At 34.3% G+C, this 19001-nt stretch carries 17 protein-coding genes; 11 read left to right on the plus strand and 6 right to left on the minus strand.

Features of this window, described 5'->3' with window-relative positions; translation table 11 throughout:
• Positions 1–441 precede the first annotated feature (441 nt).
• The 7 genes from thrA (at position 442) to ASE40_RS18450 (ending at position 8131) form a co-directional block, all read left to right on the plus strand.
• Entirely contained in the window at positions 442–2889 is a 2448-nt protein-coding gene (thrA, locus tag ASE40_RS18420) for a bifunctional aspartate kinase/homoserine dehydrogenase I (protein ID WP_057118586.1), read from the plus strand.
• Between the two features lie 146 nt (positions 2890–3035).
• Positions 3036–3959 (plus strand): homoserine kinase, encoded by a 924-nt coding sequence (locus tag ASE40_RS18425; RefSeq protein WP_057118587.1) that lies wholly within the window; start codon positions 3036–3038, stop codon positions 3957–3959.
• Positions 3960–4055: 96 nt separating this feature from the next.
• On the plus strand, positions 4056–5345 hold the full coding sequence (gene thrC, locus ASE40_RS18430) for a threonine synthase (protein WP_057118588.1): 1290 nt from the start codon (positions 4056–4058) through the stop codon (positions 5343–5345).
• Positions 5346–5570: 225 nt separating this feature from the next.
• Positions 5571–6200: a hypothetical protein gene (locus ASE40_RS18435; protein WP_057118589.1), complete on the plus strand. Its 630-nt coding sequence runs from the start codon at positions 5571–5573 to the stop codon at positions 6198–6200.
• Positions 6145–7032: an SEC-C domain-containing protein gene (locus ASE40_RS18440; protein ID WP_128414996.1), complete on the plus strand. Its 888-nt coding sequence runs from the start codon at positions 6145–6147 to the stop codon at positions 7030–7032. The genes ASE40_RS18435 and ASE40_RS18440 overlap by 56 nt, the downstream gene beginning before the upstream one ends.
• 204 nt (positions 7033–7236) lie before the next feature.
• Positions 7237–7671, plus strand: coding sequence for a hypothetical protein (locus ASE40_RS18445; RefSeq protein WP_128414997.1), 435 nt, complete (start codon positions 7237–7239; stop codon positions 7669–7671).
• Between the two features lie 64 nt (positions 7672–7735).
• Complete coding sequence (locus ASE40_RS18450; RefSeq protein WP_057118592.1) at positions 7736–8131, plus strand: hypothetical protein; 396 nt, start codon at positions 7736–7738, stop codon at positions 8129–8131.
• Between the two features lie 175 nt (positions 8132–8306).
• Here ASE40_RS18450 and ASE40_RS18455 read toward each other — a convergent pair whose 3' ends face one another.
• Together ASE40_RS18455 and ASE40_RS18460 are read right to left on the minus strand one after the other, a co-directional pair.
• On the minus strand, positions 8307–8699 hold the full coding sequence (locus ASE40_RS18455; protein ID WP_057118593.1) for a helix-turn-helix domain-containing protein: 393 nt from the start codon (positions 8697–8699) through the stop codon (positions 8307–8309).
• Between the two features lie 221 nt (positions 8700–8920).
• Positions 8921–9697, minus strand: a complete 777-nt coding sequence (locus ASE40_RS18460) for a hypothetical protein (protein ID WP_057118594.1) — start codon at positions 9695–9697, stop codon at positions 8921–8923.
• Positions 9698–9827: 130 nt separating this feature from the next.
• Between ASE40_RS18460 and ASE40_RS18465 the strand changes: the two genes are divergently transcribed.
• Positions 9828–10334, plus strand: coding sequence for a GNAT family N-acetyltransferase (locus ASE40_RS18465; protein ID WP_057118595.1), 507 nt, complete (start codon positions 9828–9830; stop codon positions 10332–10334).
• A 168-nt stretch (positions 10335–10502) separates the two neighbouring features.
• Here ASE40_RS18465 and ASE40_RS18470 read toward each other — a convergent pair whose 3' ends face one another.
• On the minus strand, positions 10503–11075 hold the full coding sequence (locus ASE40_RS18470; RefSeq protein WP_057118596.1) for a Crp/Fnr family transcriptional regulator: 573 nt from the start codon (positions 11073–11075) through the stop codon (positions 10503–10505).
• Between the two features lie 240 nt (positions 11076–11315).
• Between ASE40_RS18470 and ASE40_RS18475 the strand changes: the two genes are divergently transcribed.
• A complete protein-coding gene (locus ASE40_RS18475; protein ID WP_057118597.1) occupies positions 11316–12425 on the plus strand; it encodes a polysaccharide lyase family 1 protein in 1110 nt (369 codons plus the stop codon).
• 406 nt (positions 12426–12831) lie between these two features.
• On the opposite strand, the gene ASE40_RS18480 is transcribed toward ASE40_RS18475, so the two are convergent.
• From ASE40_RS18480 to ASE40_RS18490, 3 genes are all read right to left on the minus strand, one after another.
• Positions 12832–13215 carry a DUF3037 domain-containing protein gene (locus ASE40_RS18480; RefSeq protein ID WP_057118598.1) on the minus strand — a complete coding sequence of 128 codons (384 nt, stop codon included), beginning with the start codon at positions 13213–13215 and terminating at the stop codon, positions 12832–12834.
• Positions 13205–13987, minus strand: a complete 783-nt coding sequence (locus ASE40_RS18485; protein WP_057118599.1) for a HipA family kinase — start codon at positions 13985–13987, stop codon at positions 13205–13207. Before ASE40_RS18485 ends, ASE40_RS18480 begins: the two co-directional genes overlap by 11 nt.
• A gap of 221 nt (positions 13988–14208) precedes the next feature.
• Positions 14209–15066, minus strand: a complete 858-nt coding sequence (locus ASE40_RS18490; protein ID WP_057119852.1) for an NAD(P)H-hydrate dehydratase — start codon at positions 15064–15066, stop codon at positions 14209–14211.
• A 234-nt stretch (positions 15067–15300) separates the two neighbouring features.
• Between ASE40_RS18490 and gcvT the strand changes: the two genes are divergently transcribed.
• Both gcvT and ASE40_RS18500 read left to right on the plus strand, forming a co-directional pair.
• Positions 15301–16383, plus strand: coding sequence for a glycine cleavage system aminomethyltransferase GcvT (gene gcvT, locus ASE40_RS18495; protein ID WP_057118600.1), 1083 nt, complete (start codon positions 15301–15303; stop codon positions 16381–16383).
• Positions 16384–16587: 204 nt separating this feature from the next.
• Positions 16588–18624, plus strand: a complete 2037-nt coding sequence (locus ASE40_RS18500; protein WP_057118601.1) for a carboxy terminal-processing peptidase — start codon at positions 16588–16590, stop codon at positions 18622–18624.
• The last annotated feature ends 377 nt before the right edge of the window (positions 18625–19001 follow it).

A 19001-nucleotide genomic window follows, 5' to 3' on the forward strand; every position in this document is an offset into this window, starting at 1 on the left:
TCTCTTCAAATATATCAAAACCTCAATTTAGCATATTTAATTTTAACAAATACTCAATATTGAATTATTGAGATTTGAATTATTAAAATATTCGCAAAAAAGCTTTAAGAGTTTTTAATAGCCCTAAAAAACTGTACTTTTGAAAAATCAAAAATGAAAAGTAACAGCACAAAATATCAATCTACAATGACAACTCCAACTCGAGTTGCAATTGCTGCTACCATTATTTCTACTACAACAACTACTACCCCTTAGGGGTATACATTTTTACATATAATCCTAGGTTACCTATACTTTTTTCTTGAAAGAAGAGAGTTATTGGATACATAAAAAACATTTACAAAAAGAAAAAAAAGTCGCAGTTTTCAGTTTCAGTTCACAGTTATAATCTTTGAACCTTTGTTACTTAAAATCTTTGCACCTTATTAAAAAATATCAAAAATGAAAGTATTAAAATTTGGCGGAACTTCGGTTGCCAATGCTCAAAATATAAAACTCGTTCTCGAAATTATTAATCAAAAAGCTAAAAACGAAAGACTAGTTGTTGTAGTTTCTGCCCTTAGTAAAGTAACCGATTTACTGCAGTTGGCTGCCGCAAAAGCTGCTGCAAATGATGAAGATTTTAGAAATATTGTTGCCGAAATCGAGAAAAAACATCTTGACACTCTTAAAGAACTTATTCCAGTAAGCGAACAAAGCAGTTTGCTAAGCCACGTAAAAAGAATTATCAATCACTTAGAAACACTTTTAGACGGTTGTTTTTTATTGGGCGAATTATCTCCAAGAACTGCTGACACTATTTTAAGTTTTGGTGAATTACTTTCGTCATATATAATTGCTCAGGCTTATCAGCAAGTTGACAAAAATGCAGCTTACAAAGATAGCCGTGAATTAATAAAAACAAATGCCGATTTTGGAAAAGCAGTTGTTAACTTCGAAGTTTCAAACAAATTGATTCAGGAATATTTTGCATCGAATGAATCAAATATCAATATTTTACCTGGTTTTATTGCGCAGACTTTAGATGGAATTACTTCGACTTTAGGGCGCGGCGGATCTGATTATACTGCCGCAATTATCGCGGGAGCATTAGACGCGGACCAATTGGAAATCTGGACTGATGTAAACGGAATGTTTACTGCAAATCCAAAAATTGTAAAGCAGGCACAGCCAATTGCAAACATCTCGTATCAGGAAGCGATGGAATTATCGCATTTTGGTGCTAAAGTTTTGTATCCGCCAACAATTCAGCCGGTTTTAAGAAAAAACATTCCGATTCTGATCAAAAATACATTTGAACCAGAAGCAGAAGGAACTTTAATTTCAGATCGTGTTTTAACAAAAGACACAGTTGTAAAAGGAATCAGCCATATTGATCATATTTCACTTCTGACTCTTGAAGGTCCTGGAATGATTGGAGTTGCGGGTTCGTCACGACGTTTGTTTGAAGTATTGTCTCAGGAAAAAATCAACGTTATTTTTATTACTCAGGCTTCTTCTGAACACTCTATTTGTATCGGAATTTTAAATTCGGATGCTGATAATGCCGAAGCTGCGATTAACAGAGCTTTTGAAATCGAAATTTCTCAGAATAAAATCGATCCTTGTTATGTAGAAAAAGATCTTTGCATTATTGCTTTGGTGGGCGAAAACATGAAAAACCACCAAGGATTGAGCGGCAGAATGTTCAGCACTTTAGGAAAAAACAACGTAAATATCCGTGCGATTGCGCAAGGTGCTTCTGAGAGAAATATCTCGACTGTAATTAACGAAAGAGACGTTAAAAAAGCATTGAATACGCTTCATGAAAACTTCTTCGAAGAAAACACTAAACAGCTGAATTTATTTGTAATGGGAGTTGGAAATGTGGGTGAAAAATTCATAGAACAAATTCACAGCCAGAAGAAATTCTTAAAAGATAATTTGAAGATCAATGTCCGCGTAATTGCTTTATCAAATTCAAGAAAAATGCTTTTTGATGAAGACGGAATTTCATTAAAAGAATGGCAGTCGGCTTTAGATAACGGCGAAACTGCAAACGCAGCAGATTTTATCGCTCGTGCAAAAGAACTAAATTTACGTAACAGTATTTTTGTGGATATTACAGCAAATGCAAGTGTTTCTGAAACATACGAGCAATTCTTAAAACAAAGTATGGCGGTTGTAACCTGTAACAAAATTGCGTGTTCATCTGCTTACGACAATTATAAAAAACTAAAAAGCTTATCACGCCAGTACAACGCTCCGTTTTTGTTTGAAACGAATGTTGGTGCAGGACTGCCAATTATAGACACCGTAAAAAACTTAATTGCTTCTGGCGATAAAGTGCATAAAATTCAGGCGGTTTTATCGGGAAGTTTGAACTTCATTTTCAACAATTTCGATAAAGACAATTCTTTCCACGATGTGGTAAAAGAAGCTGGAGTGCAAGGTTTCACAGAGCCAGATCCAAAAATTGACTTAAGCGGAATCGACGTAGCGCGTAAAATCTTGATTCTTATTCGCGAAAGCGGTTACGAAATGGATATTGACGCCATCGCAAACGAATCGTTTTTGCCAGCAGAATGTTTAGCAACAACAAACAACGAAGATTTCTTTGCTTCGTTAATCAAACACGCTTCTCATTTTGAAGGTATTTATAATGAAGCTCTAGCCAAAGATTCAAGATTGAAATACGTAGCGCAATTCGAAAACGGAAAAGCAAGCGTTGGTCTGCAATTTATTCCAAAAGATCATCCTTTCTACAATTTGGAAGGAAAAGATAATATCGTTCTTTTCTACACAGATCGTTACGTAGATCAGCCTTTATTAATCAAAGGAGCCGGAGCTGGAGCTGCAGTTACAGCATCAGGAATTTTTGCAGATGTAATTCGCATTGGAAATGTTTAGTAAAGATGCAAAGGCTCAGAGGTGCAAAGGTTCAAAGTTTTTTTCCTTTGTCTCTTTGAATCTTTGAACCATTAAACCTAAAAATAAAAAATTAGCAGCAAAGCCTTTGTTCCTTTGAACCTTTGCCACTTTGAACCTATTAACAAATGACACAAATAAAACTATTTTGCCCAGCAACTATCGCAAACCTCTCATGCGGATTTGACGTACTCGGACTTTGCTTAGACAATGCGGGCGATGAAATGATTGTTCGAAAAGTAGATCAAAAAGGAGTTCGAATCACAAAAATTGTGGGTGCCGATTTGCCTTTAGAAACCGAGAAAAACGTTTCTGGAGTTGCAGCTTTGGCAATGCTTGAAACTCTAGACGAACTAGATTTTGGATTCGAAATTGAAATTTACAAAAACATAAAAGCTGGAAGCGGAATCGGAAGCAGCGCTGCAAGCTCTGCTGGAGCGGTTTTCGGAATTAATGAATTATTAGGAAGACCTTATTCTCGTAAAGATTTGGTTCAGTTTGCGATGCAGGGCGAGAAATTAGCCAGCGGAAACGCGCATGCAGACAACGTTGCTCCTGCCCTTTTAGGCGGATTTACTTTGGTAAGAAGTTATGCGCCGCTGGATATTATTAGAATTGACAGCCCAGAAGAATTGTACGCAACGGTGGTTCACCCGCAGATTGAATTGAAGACTTCGGATGCACGTTCGGTTTTAAAACAAAATGTTTCCCTAAAAAGCGCCATTATGCAATGGGGAAATGTAGGCGGACTGGTTGCAGGTCTTTACACCAAAGATTACGATTTGATCGGAAGATCGCTTCATGACGAAATCGTTGAACCTTTAAGAAGTGTTTTAATTCCAGGTTTCGATTTAATCAAACAAACGGCTTACGAAAACGGCGCTTTAGGTTCTGGAATTTCAGGTTCTGGCCCATCAATTTTCGCACTAAGCAGAGGAAAAGAAACCGCAGACCAAATCGCAAAAGCCATGAGCGAAGTGTACGAAAAAATGAGTTTACCGTATGAAATTCACGTTTCGAAAATCAATCCCGACGGCGTAAGAATTATATAACACCAATTTCACGAATTACACTAATTGATTTGTGCAATAATTTAAACGCAAAGAATTAGTGACAATCAGTGAAATTCGTGTTCAAATAAACATACAATGAAATACTACAGTTTAAACCACAATGCCCCAAAAGTTTCTTTTCAAGAAGCTGTTATACAAGGATTAGCGAGTGATAAAGGATTATATTTTCCAGAAAGTATCACGGCTTTAGATCCTTCATTTTTTGATAAAATTGAAAGTTTAAGCCACGAGGAAATTGCCTTTGAAGCGATTAAACAATTCGTAGGAGATGAAATTCCTGCTTCAACATTAAAAGAAATTATTGCCGAAACTTTAGTTTTTGATTTTCCTGTTGTGAAAGTCGAAGACGGAATCTATTCATTAGAATTATTTCACGGCCCGACAATGGCTTTTAAAGATGTTGGAGCGCGTTTTATGTCTCGTTGTTTGGGCTATTTCAATAAAGATAAAAAAGATGCTAAAAACACCGTTTTAGTAGCGACTTCTGGAGATACAGGCGGAGCGGTTGCCAGCGGATTTCTTGGCGTTGACGGCGTTGATGTTGTCATTCTATATCCGTCTGGAAAAGTGAGCGATATTCAGGAAAAACAATTGACAACTTTAGGGCAAAACATTAAAGCACTTGAAGTGAATGGTGTTTTTGACGATTGTCAGGATATGGTAAAAAAAGCATTTTTAGACGAAACTTTAGCGCACAAAAACCTGACTTCGGCGAATTCTATTAATATTGCGCGCTGGTTACCACAGATGTTTTATTTCTTCTTTGCTTACAAAGCGCTAAAAAGCCAAAACAAACCTTTAGTTTTCTCTTGTCCTAGCGGAAACTTCGGGAATATCTGCGCGGGAATTATGGCAAAGAAATTAGGTTTGCCAATTGAACATTTCGTTGCTTCTACAAACGTAAACGACACCGTACCAAGATTCTTAGAAAACGGAAAATACGACCCGAAACCTTCTAAAGCCACAATCTCTAACGCCATGGACGTTGGAAACCCAAGTAACTTCATTAGAATTCAGGAATTGTACAATAACGATTTAAAAGCTTTCGAAAAAGATTTCTCTTCTTACAGTTATACTGACGAAGAAACGCTGGAAGCGCTAAATAAAATTTATAACACCGACGGATATATCGCAGAACCTCACGGCGCTGTTGGTTATTTAGGTTTGAAAAAAGAACTTCAAAAATACCCGAATGCCATTGGTATTTTCTTAGAAACAGCACATCCTATTAAATTCTTAGATGTTGTTGAACCGGCGCTAGGAATTACGCTTCCTATTCCTGCTCAAATTGAGAGTGTCATTAATGAGGAGAAAGTTAGTGTGAGGATTGGCACTTATGAGGAATTGAAGGCTTTCTTGGAGTAACCAAATTAATATATTTTACATTATAAAACGACTGAGATTTTTTCAGTCGTTTTGTTTTTTCAACCAATTCTACTTTTCAAAGCTTTCATTAGATTTGTTTTCTTCCCAAAAATAATTATTCTCCATCAAGCTTAAAATCTAGTAAGAAAAAACTATATATTTGAAAAGCAAAAAAACGAAACAAGTTAGCGACAAGCATTAACAAAACCCTACACAAATACTCTTATGAAAATTGAAGTTTTAGATAGTAATGAAAATTTTCAAACTTGGCTGAGTCGTGATTACATTACAGAAGAATTAAAAACTGTACTTAAAGATGCATCGATTTTAATTGTGCCTTTTGAAAATTTAAGAGATTTTGAAAATCCGCTTTTCCCAATTGAGACTATTAATCTATTAAGATATTTTCAACAAAATCTTAGTAAAGAATTACTCATCGACATTTGCATTACAGATGAATTATACACTGAATTTGGTTTTTATAACAATTATAAAAGACTAGGGAAATTTGTTATCTTAACAATTGCAATTCCAACTTTTGTGACAATATTTTCGGCTTATGTTTACGATAAATTTATTAAAGAAGAAGAATCAAAACCTGAAATTAATATAATTGACAACTCAACCAAAATAGTTGTAAATGATACACATATTAGTAAGATTGCACAAAAAAAATATTTACAGCCTGTTCAAATAAAGTTTTCTGTAACGGTAGTTGATACTTCTGGAAATTCAAAAGAAATAAAATTTGAAGGACCTGCCAAAGAAATTAATACAGCTCTTGAGGCTTTAAAAAAGTATGAAGAACCAGCAAATGAAGTCAGGAAAAATGAAGAACCAACAAATTTGGAATAAAATTGAAAAATTAGGAGAATCTGATTTCCCTTTTGAAAATGCAATTTCAGAATTACAAATTATAAAAGAACAAGCAGTTAGAGATGATTTGCAAAATAAAGCCAAAGAAATCTGGATTTGCCAGACTATTGTTGGAATACATAAGCTTTACAAAGAAGCTTTCAACTTACTAAAAGAGAAGCAATATTATCAAGCGTGGTGTCAATTGGAAAGAATTGAAATAACAATAAATTCTCTCAAAAAGCATTTTTCATTTAAGGAGAATAAATATTTTTTAAATTTTATTGAAAAATCCGTCAGAAATTTGCAAGTAATATTTCCCTATAGACTTTTCGCTAGTATGGAAATCGTTAAAACAAATATTCTGTGTAGCGTTTGTGAAAAAAAAATATCAATAAGAAATTCATGTGGGCATATTGTTGGTGAAATCTATAATGGTGAAATGTGCCATAGAATTGTTGATAAAGCTGAAGTATTAGGAATATCATTAGTTGAAGATCCGGGAAACAAATATTCTGTAATGTTTATCAAAGATTCTGAAACAGGTGAACAAAAAGATCACTATAGTTACGATGTGATTGATTACTTAATGCTAGAAATAAATTCTCCTTATGAGTTTTGGGAGTTAAAAGTTTTTCAAATAGAAATCAAAAAAGAAGATTTTTCAAATATGAATCAAAATGATAAATGTAATTGTAATTCAGGATTAAAACTTAAAGATTGCTGTTACAAAAAAATTGGAGAAAAATATCCTCACTATGAATTTTTAGTACGAAACCCAAGCCAAAAAGTAAATTTACGCACAAACACAATTCAACATGCCAGCCGCTAACAGCTAGTAAGCAATAGTAGGTAATTAAGGATTTAAAGATTGTTTTGTACCTTAAAGATAGTGATTATCCTAAATAATAGCTTTATTTAGTCGACCATGTCCCGCTCGTGAACGCAAAAAAATAAACTTTTACGAGCGGGATGTTGTCGACAACAGAGAGGTTATAAGCTTCCCAAATATAGCAATAAAACAAATTCTCAATTGATGAATAAATATATTTTACTCCTACTACTTTCAATCTTAATTAATAGTTGCAAATCTGAATCAATTTTGAATGGTAGAAAATATCAAACCGATTCCATAAATGAAAACATTTATACATTTGATATGAAAAGTCATAATTATTCTAAAAAAATGGTTAGTGGAACTATTGGAAAAGGAAAATTCAAAACTTTCGTGTTAAGCTCCGAAAAAACTTTAATTGTTTGTAACGATATAAATTGGGGGAAAACTAGTGGCAATATTAAAGAAATGAATAAAACTGGTGATTCGGTTGTTGCAGGCGTATTTGATGGATATAAAAATCTAGGATCGACAATTTTTGAAATAACTTCAAAACAAAAAAAATTATCATTTCGAAAAACATATGTAAACCAATTACAACAAACCGAAAGTGAAGGAACTTTGATTAAAAAATAAAGCTCCCGCCCACAGCTAGCAGGAGCGTTGGCAACTAAGAACTAAAAAATAACTGAGAAATATCATGAAGTTTTACACATTAGTTTTTTCAATATACCTACTTTGCATCTTTCATGAAATAAGAGAAAAGAAAAATGAAAATCCTATCTTAGGAACATGGAAGATTTCTGGAATGTTCTGTTCTGAAAAAGAAGAAGTGCCTAAAGGTTTTTCATTTACTTTTTTTAAAAATGGAAAAGGCTACTTGAAGCACGAAAAAGTAATAGAAAAAGAACCTTTCATTTGGCAGATAAATTCAGACACACTGAAACTGAAATTCGAACGTGAAAGTGAAGTTAAAAACGTGCTTTTTAAAAAGGATAAATTTCTTTTTAGAAAGTTACCCTATAATAAAAAACATATTGAGTTAAGATATTTAGATTTTAAAGAATGTAGTATAGAGTTAGAATTTATGGAATAAAACAATTGGAACGTTCCCCCTGCTAACGCGAGCGTCCCGCTCGTGAACACAAAGAAATTCAAAACCAATTGGAAAAGGCATGAGCGGGACGCTCGCGCTAGCAATCTAAATAGATAAGAATAAAAAAGAGACCTCAGAAAGGTCTCTTATCATTTCAATATATCTTCAAAAACGTTTATTTCCCGTTTAATAATTTCTCCAAATACTCAACTTTTTCTTTTTCAGCTTGCACCAAACGTTCGTAAAGTTCAACAACTTTATCTAAAGGATTAAAAGTACAATTTGTTGCAAAAATACTGCCTGTAGTAACAACATTATCATGGAAACTATTAAAGTAATTAACAACTCCTTCATCTGAAAAGTTCTTAATTGCCTCCACAGAAACTTCAAGAGCTTTTGCAATCTCTATAAGTTTTTGTTCGTCTACCGTTTCGCTATTTTCAATAACAGAAATTGCCTGCTGGCTCATTCCTAAAGCCTGTGCCAGTGCTTCCTGTTTCATATCTTTAAGCTCTCTGATACGGCTTATATTTCTGCCTATATGTTTTGGTTTTATTGCTGTACTCATAATTCAAAGATATTTAAAATTCTGAAACGAAAATAGATTTCGGTAAAAAACAAGATTTTTTTGTAAGATACTTTGTATAATTTAAAAATATAGGTTCGGACGCGGATTTGACGGATTCGTTATCACGAAGACACGGATTGACACAGATTTATTATTGAATAAAAAAATCCGTTTAAATCAGCGTTTTTTGCGAAAGCAAATCCGTTTCATCCGCGTTCTAATTAAGCGGTTTTCTTCGTCCCAACCAAATACAAAATCTTCGCAGGTCCAGATTTTACCTTTCCAACTTCCCAGTTAAAACTTTCTTTGTTGTTTAATTTAGAAATCAATCCGTTCATTTCTTCAACAGAATAGGTTCTTAAAGAAGAAACTACACCATCCCAAAAAACTAAAATCGGCACAATCGGAATTAAGTAGGTAAAAATGATTCTGCCAATTTTAAACGGTCTTATAAAAGGCGTTGTCAGCAAAACACTAATTGGCGAAAGAATCATGGCAATAATACTTGGAACACTTCTCTCCTGCCCTTCAAAAATCGCAATAGAACTATTGCTATCAACAGCATTCTGCAGAATCTGCTTTGCATCTTTAGGTTTAAAATGATGAAGCGATAAAAATTGAGTCCGAAGTCCTTTCAGGTTTTCGGGAACGTTTCTGGCATCAATCGGAGTTTTAATAAATTCGAAATTATCGGCTTGTTTCTGCGTATGTTCAAAAGCGGGAATATTGGGAAAATAATCCGTCAGCAAAATCTTGAGACTGGGATTGTTTTTTCGCAATTCGCTGTTAAGCCAAATCAGTCCGCCACCACCGCCCGATGCCAAATCAATAATTTGATTGGTCTGGCTTTCTTTTAATCCCTTTTCGATAATAGGAACAATGGCTTTGTACATGGCAGTTTTATTCGAAAGAAACTGTAAAAAATCAGTCATATAATTTCTAATGAATTCGGGAAGCCATTGTTGATCTTCAAATTCAAACAAGTGTATTCTGCTCATATTTCATTGATTTTATGATTGATACAAATTTCAATATTTTTATTTAAATATTTACTTTCATAAATTTAACACATCTTTTTTTGATTCAGCATCAAATTGTAATTTTACATTTTACAATTCATAACCATATATGATTACAAAAGCAACAATCGAAGACATTCCAGCATTAACCATCTTAATAAACTCAGCCTATAGAGGTGAAACTTCCAAAAAAGGCTGGACAACCGAAGCGCATTTACTAGAAGGAAAAAGAACCGACGAACAGGAAATGACCGAAATCTTTCTGGATCCAAAAAATACGATTCTGAAATTTACAGAAAATGACAAGATTATTGGTTCGGTTTTATTGGTTGAAAAAGGACATCAATTGTATTTAGGAATGCTTACGGTTTCGCCAGAACTTCAAAACAGCGGAATCGGGAAAAAGCTTTTGGCTGAAGCCGAAAATCAGGCTAAAACTTTAGGATTGTCGAGTATTATTATGACTGTTATTTCGGTTCGTGAAGAACTTGTAGCTTGGTACAAACGTCACGGTTATGTTGATACAGGCGAAAGAGAAGCTTTTCCAGAAAGTGATATTCACGTTACGATTTCTGACGTGCATTTGGAGTTTATCTATTTGGAGAAAAAGCTTTAAGTTTTTTTTTATTTTAATCTCGCAAAGACGCAGAGTCGCAAAGTTTTTTTATGCAGTTTCCATACATAAAAAGAGCTATCAAATTGTGCAATTTTCACATAACGTTAGACGCACAGCAGTGCGTCTCTACAAAAAACTTTGCTGCTCTGTCCCTTTGTCCCTTTTAAACTAAGAAACCCTTCTTTTAATCTTTGAGAGAAACTCATGTGAAACTCCCAAATAAGATGACAAATTCTTATTATTAATACTTTGTACTTTTTGCGGATAACGGTCTTTAAAATCAAGATATCGTTGTTTTGAGGTTTTATTCAAAACATCTAAAAGTCTTTGTTGAATTGCTACATTGGCGCGTTCGATCATCAGCACATGGAATTGCATGAGTTTTGGAACTTCTTCAAACAATTGTGCTTTCTTGACTTTGCTGATTACTAAAATTTCGCTGTCTTCAATGGCTTTAATGTTGTAAGTCGTTGGTTTTTGATGGTAAAAACTTTCGAGATCACACATCCATTCGTTTTCAAAAGAAAAGAAAATTACAGTTTCTGTTCCGTTTTCATTTAAGATGTAGGTTTTAAAGGAGCCTTTTAAAATAAATCCTTCATAACTGTTGTTAGAATCTTGTGTCTGCAGAAACTGATTTTTTTTGAGTTTAATGAGTTCTGCTTTTGAAACAATAATGTTCCATTCTTCATCTGTGAGCGGAACTTTTCTCTCAATGTTTTTTCGTAGTAGGTTGTACATTCTTTTGTGGTTTTTTGTTTAGGAATAAATTTGTTTTTCAATTCACTCTTTATTAGGGGCTTAAAAAATGTAATCGATTACGTAAAAATAGGTTATTTATACACTTTTGTAAATTTTGAACTGTTAAAAAAACATATTTATTAGATTTTTTTACAAAAGTTTGAACTTGTTCAACTTTTTTCGTTCAAATTATAATCAGATTTGTGCTGTTAAACTTTTATAAATAACCAAACTTTAATTATGAAACTACAATCAACACTCTCAATGTTTTTACTAACATTGGCTTTCGGATTTACAGCATGTAATTCTGAAGAAATTGCTTCAACAACCACAGAAGCAAGTACTGAAACAACAATCGAAGCTGTAACCACTAATCCAACGGCAAAGATTGGAAACTGCGCTGAAGTTCCTGGATGGGCATCACAAAACGGAGGCACAACCGGCGGAGGATCATCTGCTGAAACAACTGTAACGACTTACGCACAGTTGAAATCGGCTATTGAAAATACTTCGGTAAAAGTGATCAAAGTTTCTGGAACTATTACGATTACAACAAGATTGTCTTTCCAAGACCAGACTGGAAAAACGATTTACGGAGCAAATGGTGCTAAATTGGTTTCGACTAATCAAACCAAAGATGCTTCTGGAATTATCAACATTAAAAGATGCAAGAACATCATTATTAGAAATCTAATTTTTGAAGGTCCTGGCGCTTACGATACTGACGGATGGGATAATGCCATTCTAGACGAATGTACTAATGTTTGGGTAGATCACTGCGAATTTAGAGATGGTGTTGACGGAAACTTCGATATCAAAAACAAATCAGATTATATCTCGGTTACCTATTCTAAATTCCATTATTTAAAACCACCAAAAGCGGGAGGTTCTGGAGGATCCGACGATCACAGATATTCTAACTTGATTGGTTCCAGCGACGGTGCAACTGGCGACCGTGGAAAATTAAGAATCACTTTTGCAAGATGCTGGTGGGCTCAAGGCTGTAAAGAAAGAATGCCAAGAGTTCGCTTTGGAAAAGTACATTTGGTAAACAACTTCTTTAACAGTACTGTAAGCAATAAATGTGTTGCTGCAGGTTTTGAAGCTGATATTCGAGTAGAAAGCAACGTTTTTGAAGGTGTGAAAACTCCTATCGATTTAATGACTGGCTTTACTGCCGTAACTGCAACTGACAATGTTTTTACTAACACAACAGGAAATCAAGCTGGAAGCGGTACAGCGTTTACACCGCCATATTCTATTTTAAAATTGGACAAAACTGCTGTTAAGGCTGATATTTCAGCGAATGCAGGAGCAACTTTGGGCGGTAATGTCTGCGGTTCATTTTAATTGACTCTGGATAGCAAAATTGAGTTAGTTTAGTTTTTATTTTTTTTAACCATATAAGTGATATAAGATAATTTAAGTTTTAGTCTAAATTATATTATATGTTTATATGGTTTTGCTTTTTTGTTTGCCACGAAGGCACAAAGACGCTAAGTTTTTTTTAATCTCGCAAAGTCACGAAGTTTATCATAACGCAACCATATAGTTTGTCATTTCGATCCCGAGGCTTCGGGAGAGAAATCTCCGCGAGAAGCTCTACAAAGATTGGATTCTCTTTACGGAGTTACTTGTGGAGATTTCTCTCCCGAAGCCTCGGGATCGAAATGACAAGATTGGGGATAATGCATGAAAAATAAAACTTTGCGACTTTGCGAGATTCCTTTTTAAGCTAAATCTTGGCTCAAAATAGTTACAACACGAGCTCTTCAAACAAACGTTGAATTGTTTTTTCCAAATCCTGACACAAACCCGGATGAGGTCTTGACGTTTGAATTGCAGAACTTCTAATTGCGGTTAACCATCTAAAACGTTCTGGGATTTCAAATTCGGCAATTGGACCGCCGTCTTTGGCTCCGTTTGTTATTTTTTCTAATGAAGTCAGGTTGCATTCTAATTGTTCAATATCAAAATCGGCTGACAGTGCTTGGATTTTTTCTTTATTGAGATGGAAAAGAACTTTTATAAATTTGGCTTTTTTGCAAAACAAAATGATTCCGATATTCAGGAATTCTTCGCGTTCTACCCTTGGCACAACACGAATTACAGCATATTCGTATAAGTGATTATCTTGCATTTTGAGCCTGATTTACAAATATTTCTGAATTCTCTAATCTTGTCTTTAAAAACTGTAAATATATATTTCGCAGTCCTTCTGGTGTTTCATCTGTATCTTCCCATTGCAGCCAGTCAACTGGAATTGTATTGACAATTTCTTCTAAAATTTCTGGTGTTAGAATTGCTTTAAACTCGGCATCGACTTCTTTTAGAAGTGAAGCCTGAGGCAATAAAACATGATCTTTGATCAACGCAAACGGACTTTTGGCATGTTGTTCCCAATTGTTCCAAGAATGATGAAAATACAAACATGCTCCATGATCGATCAGCCATAACTCTTTATGCCAGATCAGCATATTGGTATTTTTGAAAGTTCTGTCAACATTCGTGATATAGGCATCCAGCCACACAATCTGCGAAGCTAATTTAGCATCGACAGTTGTTACAACAGGATCAAAAGTTATGGCTCCAGATAAAAAGTGAAGTGCCAGATTTAATCCCTGACTTCCTTGCAGTAAATCCTGAATTTCTTCATCGGCTTCTGTTCTTCCAAATGCTTCATCGAGATTTGCGAATACTAATTCGGGAAGCTGCAGTTTTAAAGCTTTTGCTATTTGTCCACCTACTAATTCGGCTATAAGGGCTTTTACGCCGTGTCCGGCACCCCTGAATTTTAATACGTATTTAAAATCGTCATCGGCTTCTGCCAAAGCGGGTAAAGAACCGCCTTCGCGCAGTGGCGTTATATATCGCATGACGTTTACCGTTCTGAGATCGAAGTTGTTTTTCATAAATACAAACTTACGGATTTTGATTTTAGATTGCAGAGTGTAGATTTTAGATTTTTTTCAGATTGTAAAATTGTTTTACGTAGATTTCAAATAGATTTAAGCTGATTTTGCTGATTCTCTATTCTTAATTTTACTCCTTGTTGAGTTACTTGAGTGTCCCTCGACTTCGCTCAGGGTGACAAGTAGTTCGATATAATATCAATTAACTAATTGACTAATTTTCAAATTGGCACATTAGCTAATTCCAAAAAAGCTTTTCCTAAATATTTAATAATTGTAGAAGCTGTAAAAGATTCATAGCCCGTTTTTGGCAAAGCTAAATCGGCTGTTAATCCGTGAAGGTAGACGCCAAATTTTGAGGCGTATTTGGGTTCGTAGCCTTGTGCTAAAAGACTTGTGAGGATTCCGGTTAATGTGTCTCCGCTTCCTGCTGTTGCCAAAGCTGCGTTTCCTGTTGTGTTTTCGTATACCGAAGTTCTATTAATAATGAATGTTGGTGCGCCCTTCATAACCACAATCACTTTATATTTTTCTGAAAAAGCAATTGTTTTTTGAAATTTTTCGGCTTCGGAGTTCCATTTTCCAATCAAACGTTCTAATTCTTTTGGATGAGGTGTTAGAATCGTGTCTTCTGGAACTAATTCGAGCCAAGATAAATTCTGCGCAATAATATTTAAAGCATCTGCATCGAGGACTAAAGGCACTTTATTAGACCTTAAAAATTCAAATAAAGCTTTTTGAGTTGCCAGCTCCTGCCCTATTCCTGGACCAATTCCGATTGCCTGCGGGATTATTGGCAGATGAATATTGGTAATAAAATTGACGTTTTCATCGGTTGCAACCATCACTTCTGGAATGGAAATTTGAAGGATTTGATAACCGCATTTGGGTACAAAAGCTGTTACGAGTCCGCAGCCTGTTTTCAGGCAGGATTTTGAGGCTAAAACCGCTGCTCCTATTTTGCCATAACTTCCGGCAATAATCACCGCATGACCTTGTGTTCCTTTATGTGCTTTGGAATCTATTGGTTTGTATAATTTCAGAATTTCTTCTTTTGTAATTAAATACGATGATTTCATTTGAATACTTTTATATAATAAAATTACATAAAAAATCGAAATCATGATTGTTCTTTTGAAACTGTTAGCCATAGCCCTGATAGAAGCGGCATCCTTTTGTTTTTTTCTTTAAAAAACAAAAGATATAGCGGATAGCAGGAAATAGCTCCTAATCATTGCGAAATTTATAATTTAGAGTATCTTTTTTCGATATTTTTTGAATAAATTTGCGACTGAATTTTATAAAACAACACAATGAAAAATACTGCGCTTACGCACATACATGAAGGTTTAGGAGCAAAAATGCTTCCTTTTGCGGGTTATAATATGCCTATTACTTATGAAGGGGTTAATGCTGAACACGAAACGGTTCGTAATGGTGTGGGCGTTTTTGACGTTTCGCATATGGGCGAATTTTTGTTAACGGGTCCAAATGCTTTGGCTTTGATTCAGAAAGTGACTTCAAATGATGCTTCGACTTTGACAATTGGAAGAGCGCAATATTCTTGTCTTCCTAATAATGAAGGCGGAATTGTTGACGATTTGATTATTTATAAAATGAAAGAGGAAGAGTATTTACTGGTTGTAAATGCTTCGAACATTGAAAAAGACTGGAACTGGATTTCTTCTCACAATGATTTGGGAGTTGATATGAAAAATGTTTCTGACGATTATTCGTTATTGGCAATTCAAGGCCCGAAAGCGGTTGAAGCTATGCAGTCTCTGACTTCTGTAGATTTGTCTGCGATTACGTACTACCATTTTGAAGTGGGTGATTTTGCTGGTTTTAATGATGTAATTATTTCTGCTACAGGATATACTGGTTCTGGAGGTTTTGAAATTTACTGCAAAAATGCTGATGCAGAAGCGATTTGGAATAAAGTTTTTGAAGCTGGTGCGTCTTTCGGAATTAAACCAATTGGTCTTGCAGCGCGTGATACTTTACGTCTAGAAATGGGATTCTGTTTGTACGGAAATGATATTAATGATACAACTTCTCCACTTGAAGCTGGTTTAGGATGGATTACTAAATTCACAAAAGACTTTACAAATTCTGAGAACTTGAAAAAGCAAAAAGAAGAAAGTGTTTCTAGAAAATTAGTTGCTTTTGAAATGCAGGAACGTGCGGTGCCAAGACACGATTATGAAATCGTAGATGGTTCTGGAGCTGTAATCGGAATTGTAACTTCTGGAACTATGTCGCCTTCTATGAATAAAGGAATTGGTTTAGGATATGTTACAGTGGCTAACAGCGCTGTTGACAGTGATATCTTTATTAGAATTAGAAAAAACGATGTTCCTGCTAAGGTGGTTAAACTTCCGTTTTACAAGAAATAGTTTTTAAAAAATATATTATTTGAGAATGCATTACTTTGACTAAGTAATGCATTCTTTTTTTGCTTTAAACTGAAATGTATTTGTCAAAAATATCAATTTGTACATTTTGTAGATAAAAACTTTTTGTCGTCGATATTTTAGTAAAAAGACTACTATTTGTGAAAAAATAAGTGTAACTTTAATCTGAACGATGAATTCCCATTTATGAAAAAAATTTCACTACTCCTTTTTTTGCTGACATCAACTGGATTTTTTGGTCAGAACAGCGCAGAAACTTGTGAAATATTAAACAAAATAAATGCGCTTATTCAAGCTGAACATCTTAGACCTAAGCCTGTTGATGATAGTTTATCTGTGTTCGTTTTTGACAACCTCATTAACGAGCTGGATCCTTCTCGTAATATCTTTTTTAAGAGTGAATACGACGAAATGGCTGCCAAATACAGATACAATTTAGATGATTTAATTCTGAAAAATGACTGCAGTTTTCTTACTGATATAAAAGCTAAATATGTAAATGGTCTAGTTCGAACTAAAAAAGTATTAGAAAAGATTCAGACTACACCAATAGACTACGCTAAAAAAGATACAATTCGTTTTTACAAAAAGTCTTTTGCTTTTTATTTAAAGAAAGAAGATATAGAAAAGGTCTGGAACAAAAAACTACGCTATCAAATATTAGATGATATTGCCGAAACCAGCAATAATCTAGATTCTATAAAAGCCAATTTTAAGTCAATTGAATTGGTGTCAAAAAATAAGATCCTTACCAATGAAATCTGCCGTTTTAACACTCTACTAGACACTAATACAAAGCAGGAAGAGAAATTATATAATTTCTTCTGCACTTATTTTGATCCGCATACAGCTTACTTTAGCGATGATTCGAAAACGAGTTTTGTAGCTTCTTTATCTAAGGAACATTTATCTCTCGGAATGACTGTTAATTTGAATGAGAAAAATGAAATTATTATTGATGAGGTAGATCCAAATGGGCCAGCCTATCAAACGGGACAGGTTAAAAAAGGGGATCAGATTATTTCTATTTCAAATCAAAAAGAAACTCTGCAGGTTTCGTGTGCTTCGTTAGAATCTATTTCAACCATGATTTTGTCTGAAAATAATAGACATATTACACTTACTTTAAAACGCAATTCGGGCAAAAGTTTTGATGTTTATATTGAGAAACAAGTCATGAAAGACGAGGAAAACTCTGTCTTTAGTTTTATAATCGGTAAAGACAGTAAAATTGGTTATATCAAAATTCCGAGTTTTTATGCTGATTTGGATGGGAACAGCCGAAAAGGCTGCGCTGATGATGTGGCAAGAGAAGTTGTAAAACTCGAAAGAGATGGGATAAAAGGACTTGTTATTGATTTAATTGACAACGGCGGCGGCTCAATGGAAGAGGCTATAAAATTGGCTGGTATGTTCGTAGATTACGGTCCGCTTTCGGTTGTAATTGATAATAAAAAAGAAAAAACGGTAATTACAGATCCTTTCAAAGGCGTTATCTATAGAGGTCCAATTGTGGTTTTGGTAAACAGCAACACAGCTTCTGCAAGTGAATTTTTCTCTTCTATTATGCAGGATTACAATCGTGCATTATTATTAGGAAGCAGTACTTTAGGAAAAGCGACAATGCAGACTATTCTTTCGCTTGACGAGGAAAAAAATACTGATTTCTTAAAAATTACTATTAATAAATTTTATAGAATTACGGGAAGAAGCCATCAATATATTGGTGTAAAACCAGATGTTGTACTGCCGGAATTTTACGAAGATATTTATCAGAAAGAAAGTGATTTTCCGACTGCGATCAAAAATGACAGTATTGAGCCTTTTTTGAAATACAAAACCTATGTAAAACGAAACTTAATTGATAAAATCGCTAAAAATAGTTCTGCTAGGCTTGCTGATAATTATTTCTTTAATAACATAAAAAAAATTAACCTTAAAATTGACAAGCTTGTAAATACGCCTAAAGCAGAAATCCCGATGACTTTGGATGCGGTTTTTAAACAAAAAAAGACTTTTGATGCTCTTTGGACTGAAATCAATACTTTTAATGATGAAAATAATCCGCTGGATGTTTATAATTCCAGTATTAATCAGCTTTTACTAGGTGCTTATCCAACGGATAAAACCATAAATCAAGATCAGATGGACAATCTTAAGACTAATCCTTATCTGAACGAAGCGGTAAATATTATTAATGAATTTAATGGCGGGAGTAAGTAGCTTTTGTTTCAGGTTTCAGGTTTCACCGCTTTTTTTTAACCGCAAAGTCCGCAAAGATTTACGCAAAGTACACAAAGATTTTTTTAAGTTAATTTATAAAATAAAAAGAGTTCGCAAAGCTTTTTGTTGATATAGCTTTGCGAACTTTGTGTTTATAAACATAACTTTAAAGAAAAAAACTTTGCGAACTTTGCGGNAAATTCAACACAAAACATAGAACTCCTGAAAAAGAACAATTTTGTTTTTAGAAAATTGCGGGTTAAACGCTAAAGATTTTTTTTTAACCGCAGAGTCCGCAAAGATTTACGCAAAGTCACAAAGAAATTTTTTAAGTTAATTTTATAAAATAAAAAGAGTTCGCAATGCTATATGTATAA

Source organism: Flavobacterium sp. Root935 (genome assembly GCF_001429295.1).
GTDB lineage: Bacteria > Bacteroidota > Bacteroidia > Flavobacteriales > Flavobacteriaceae > Flavobacterium.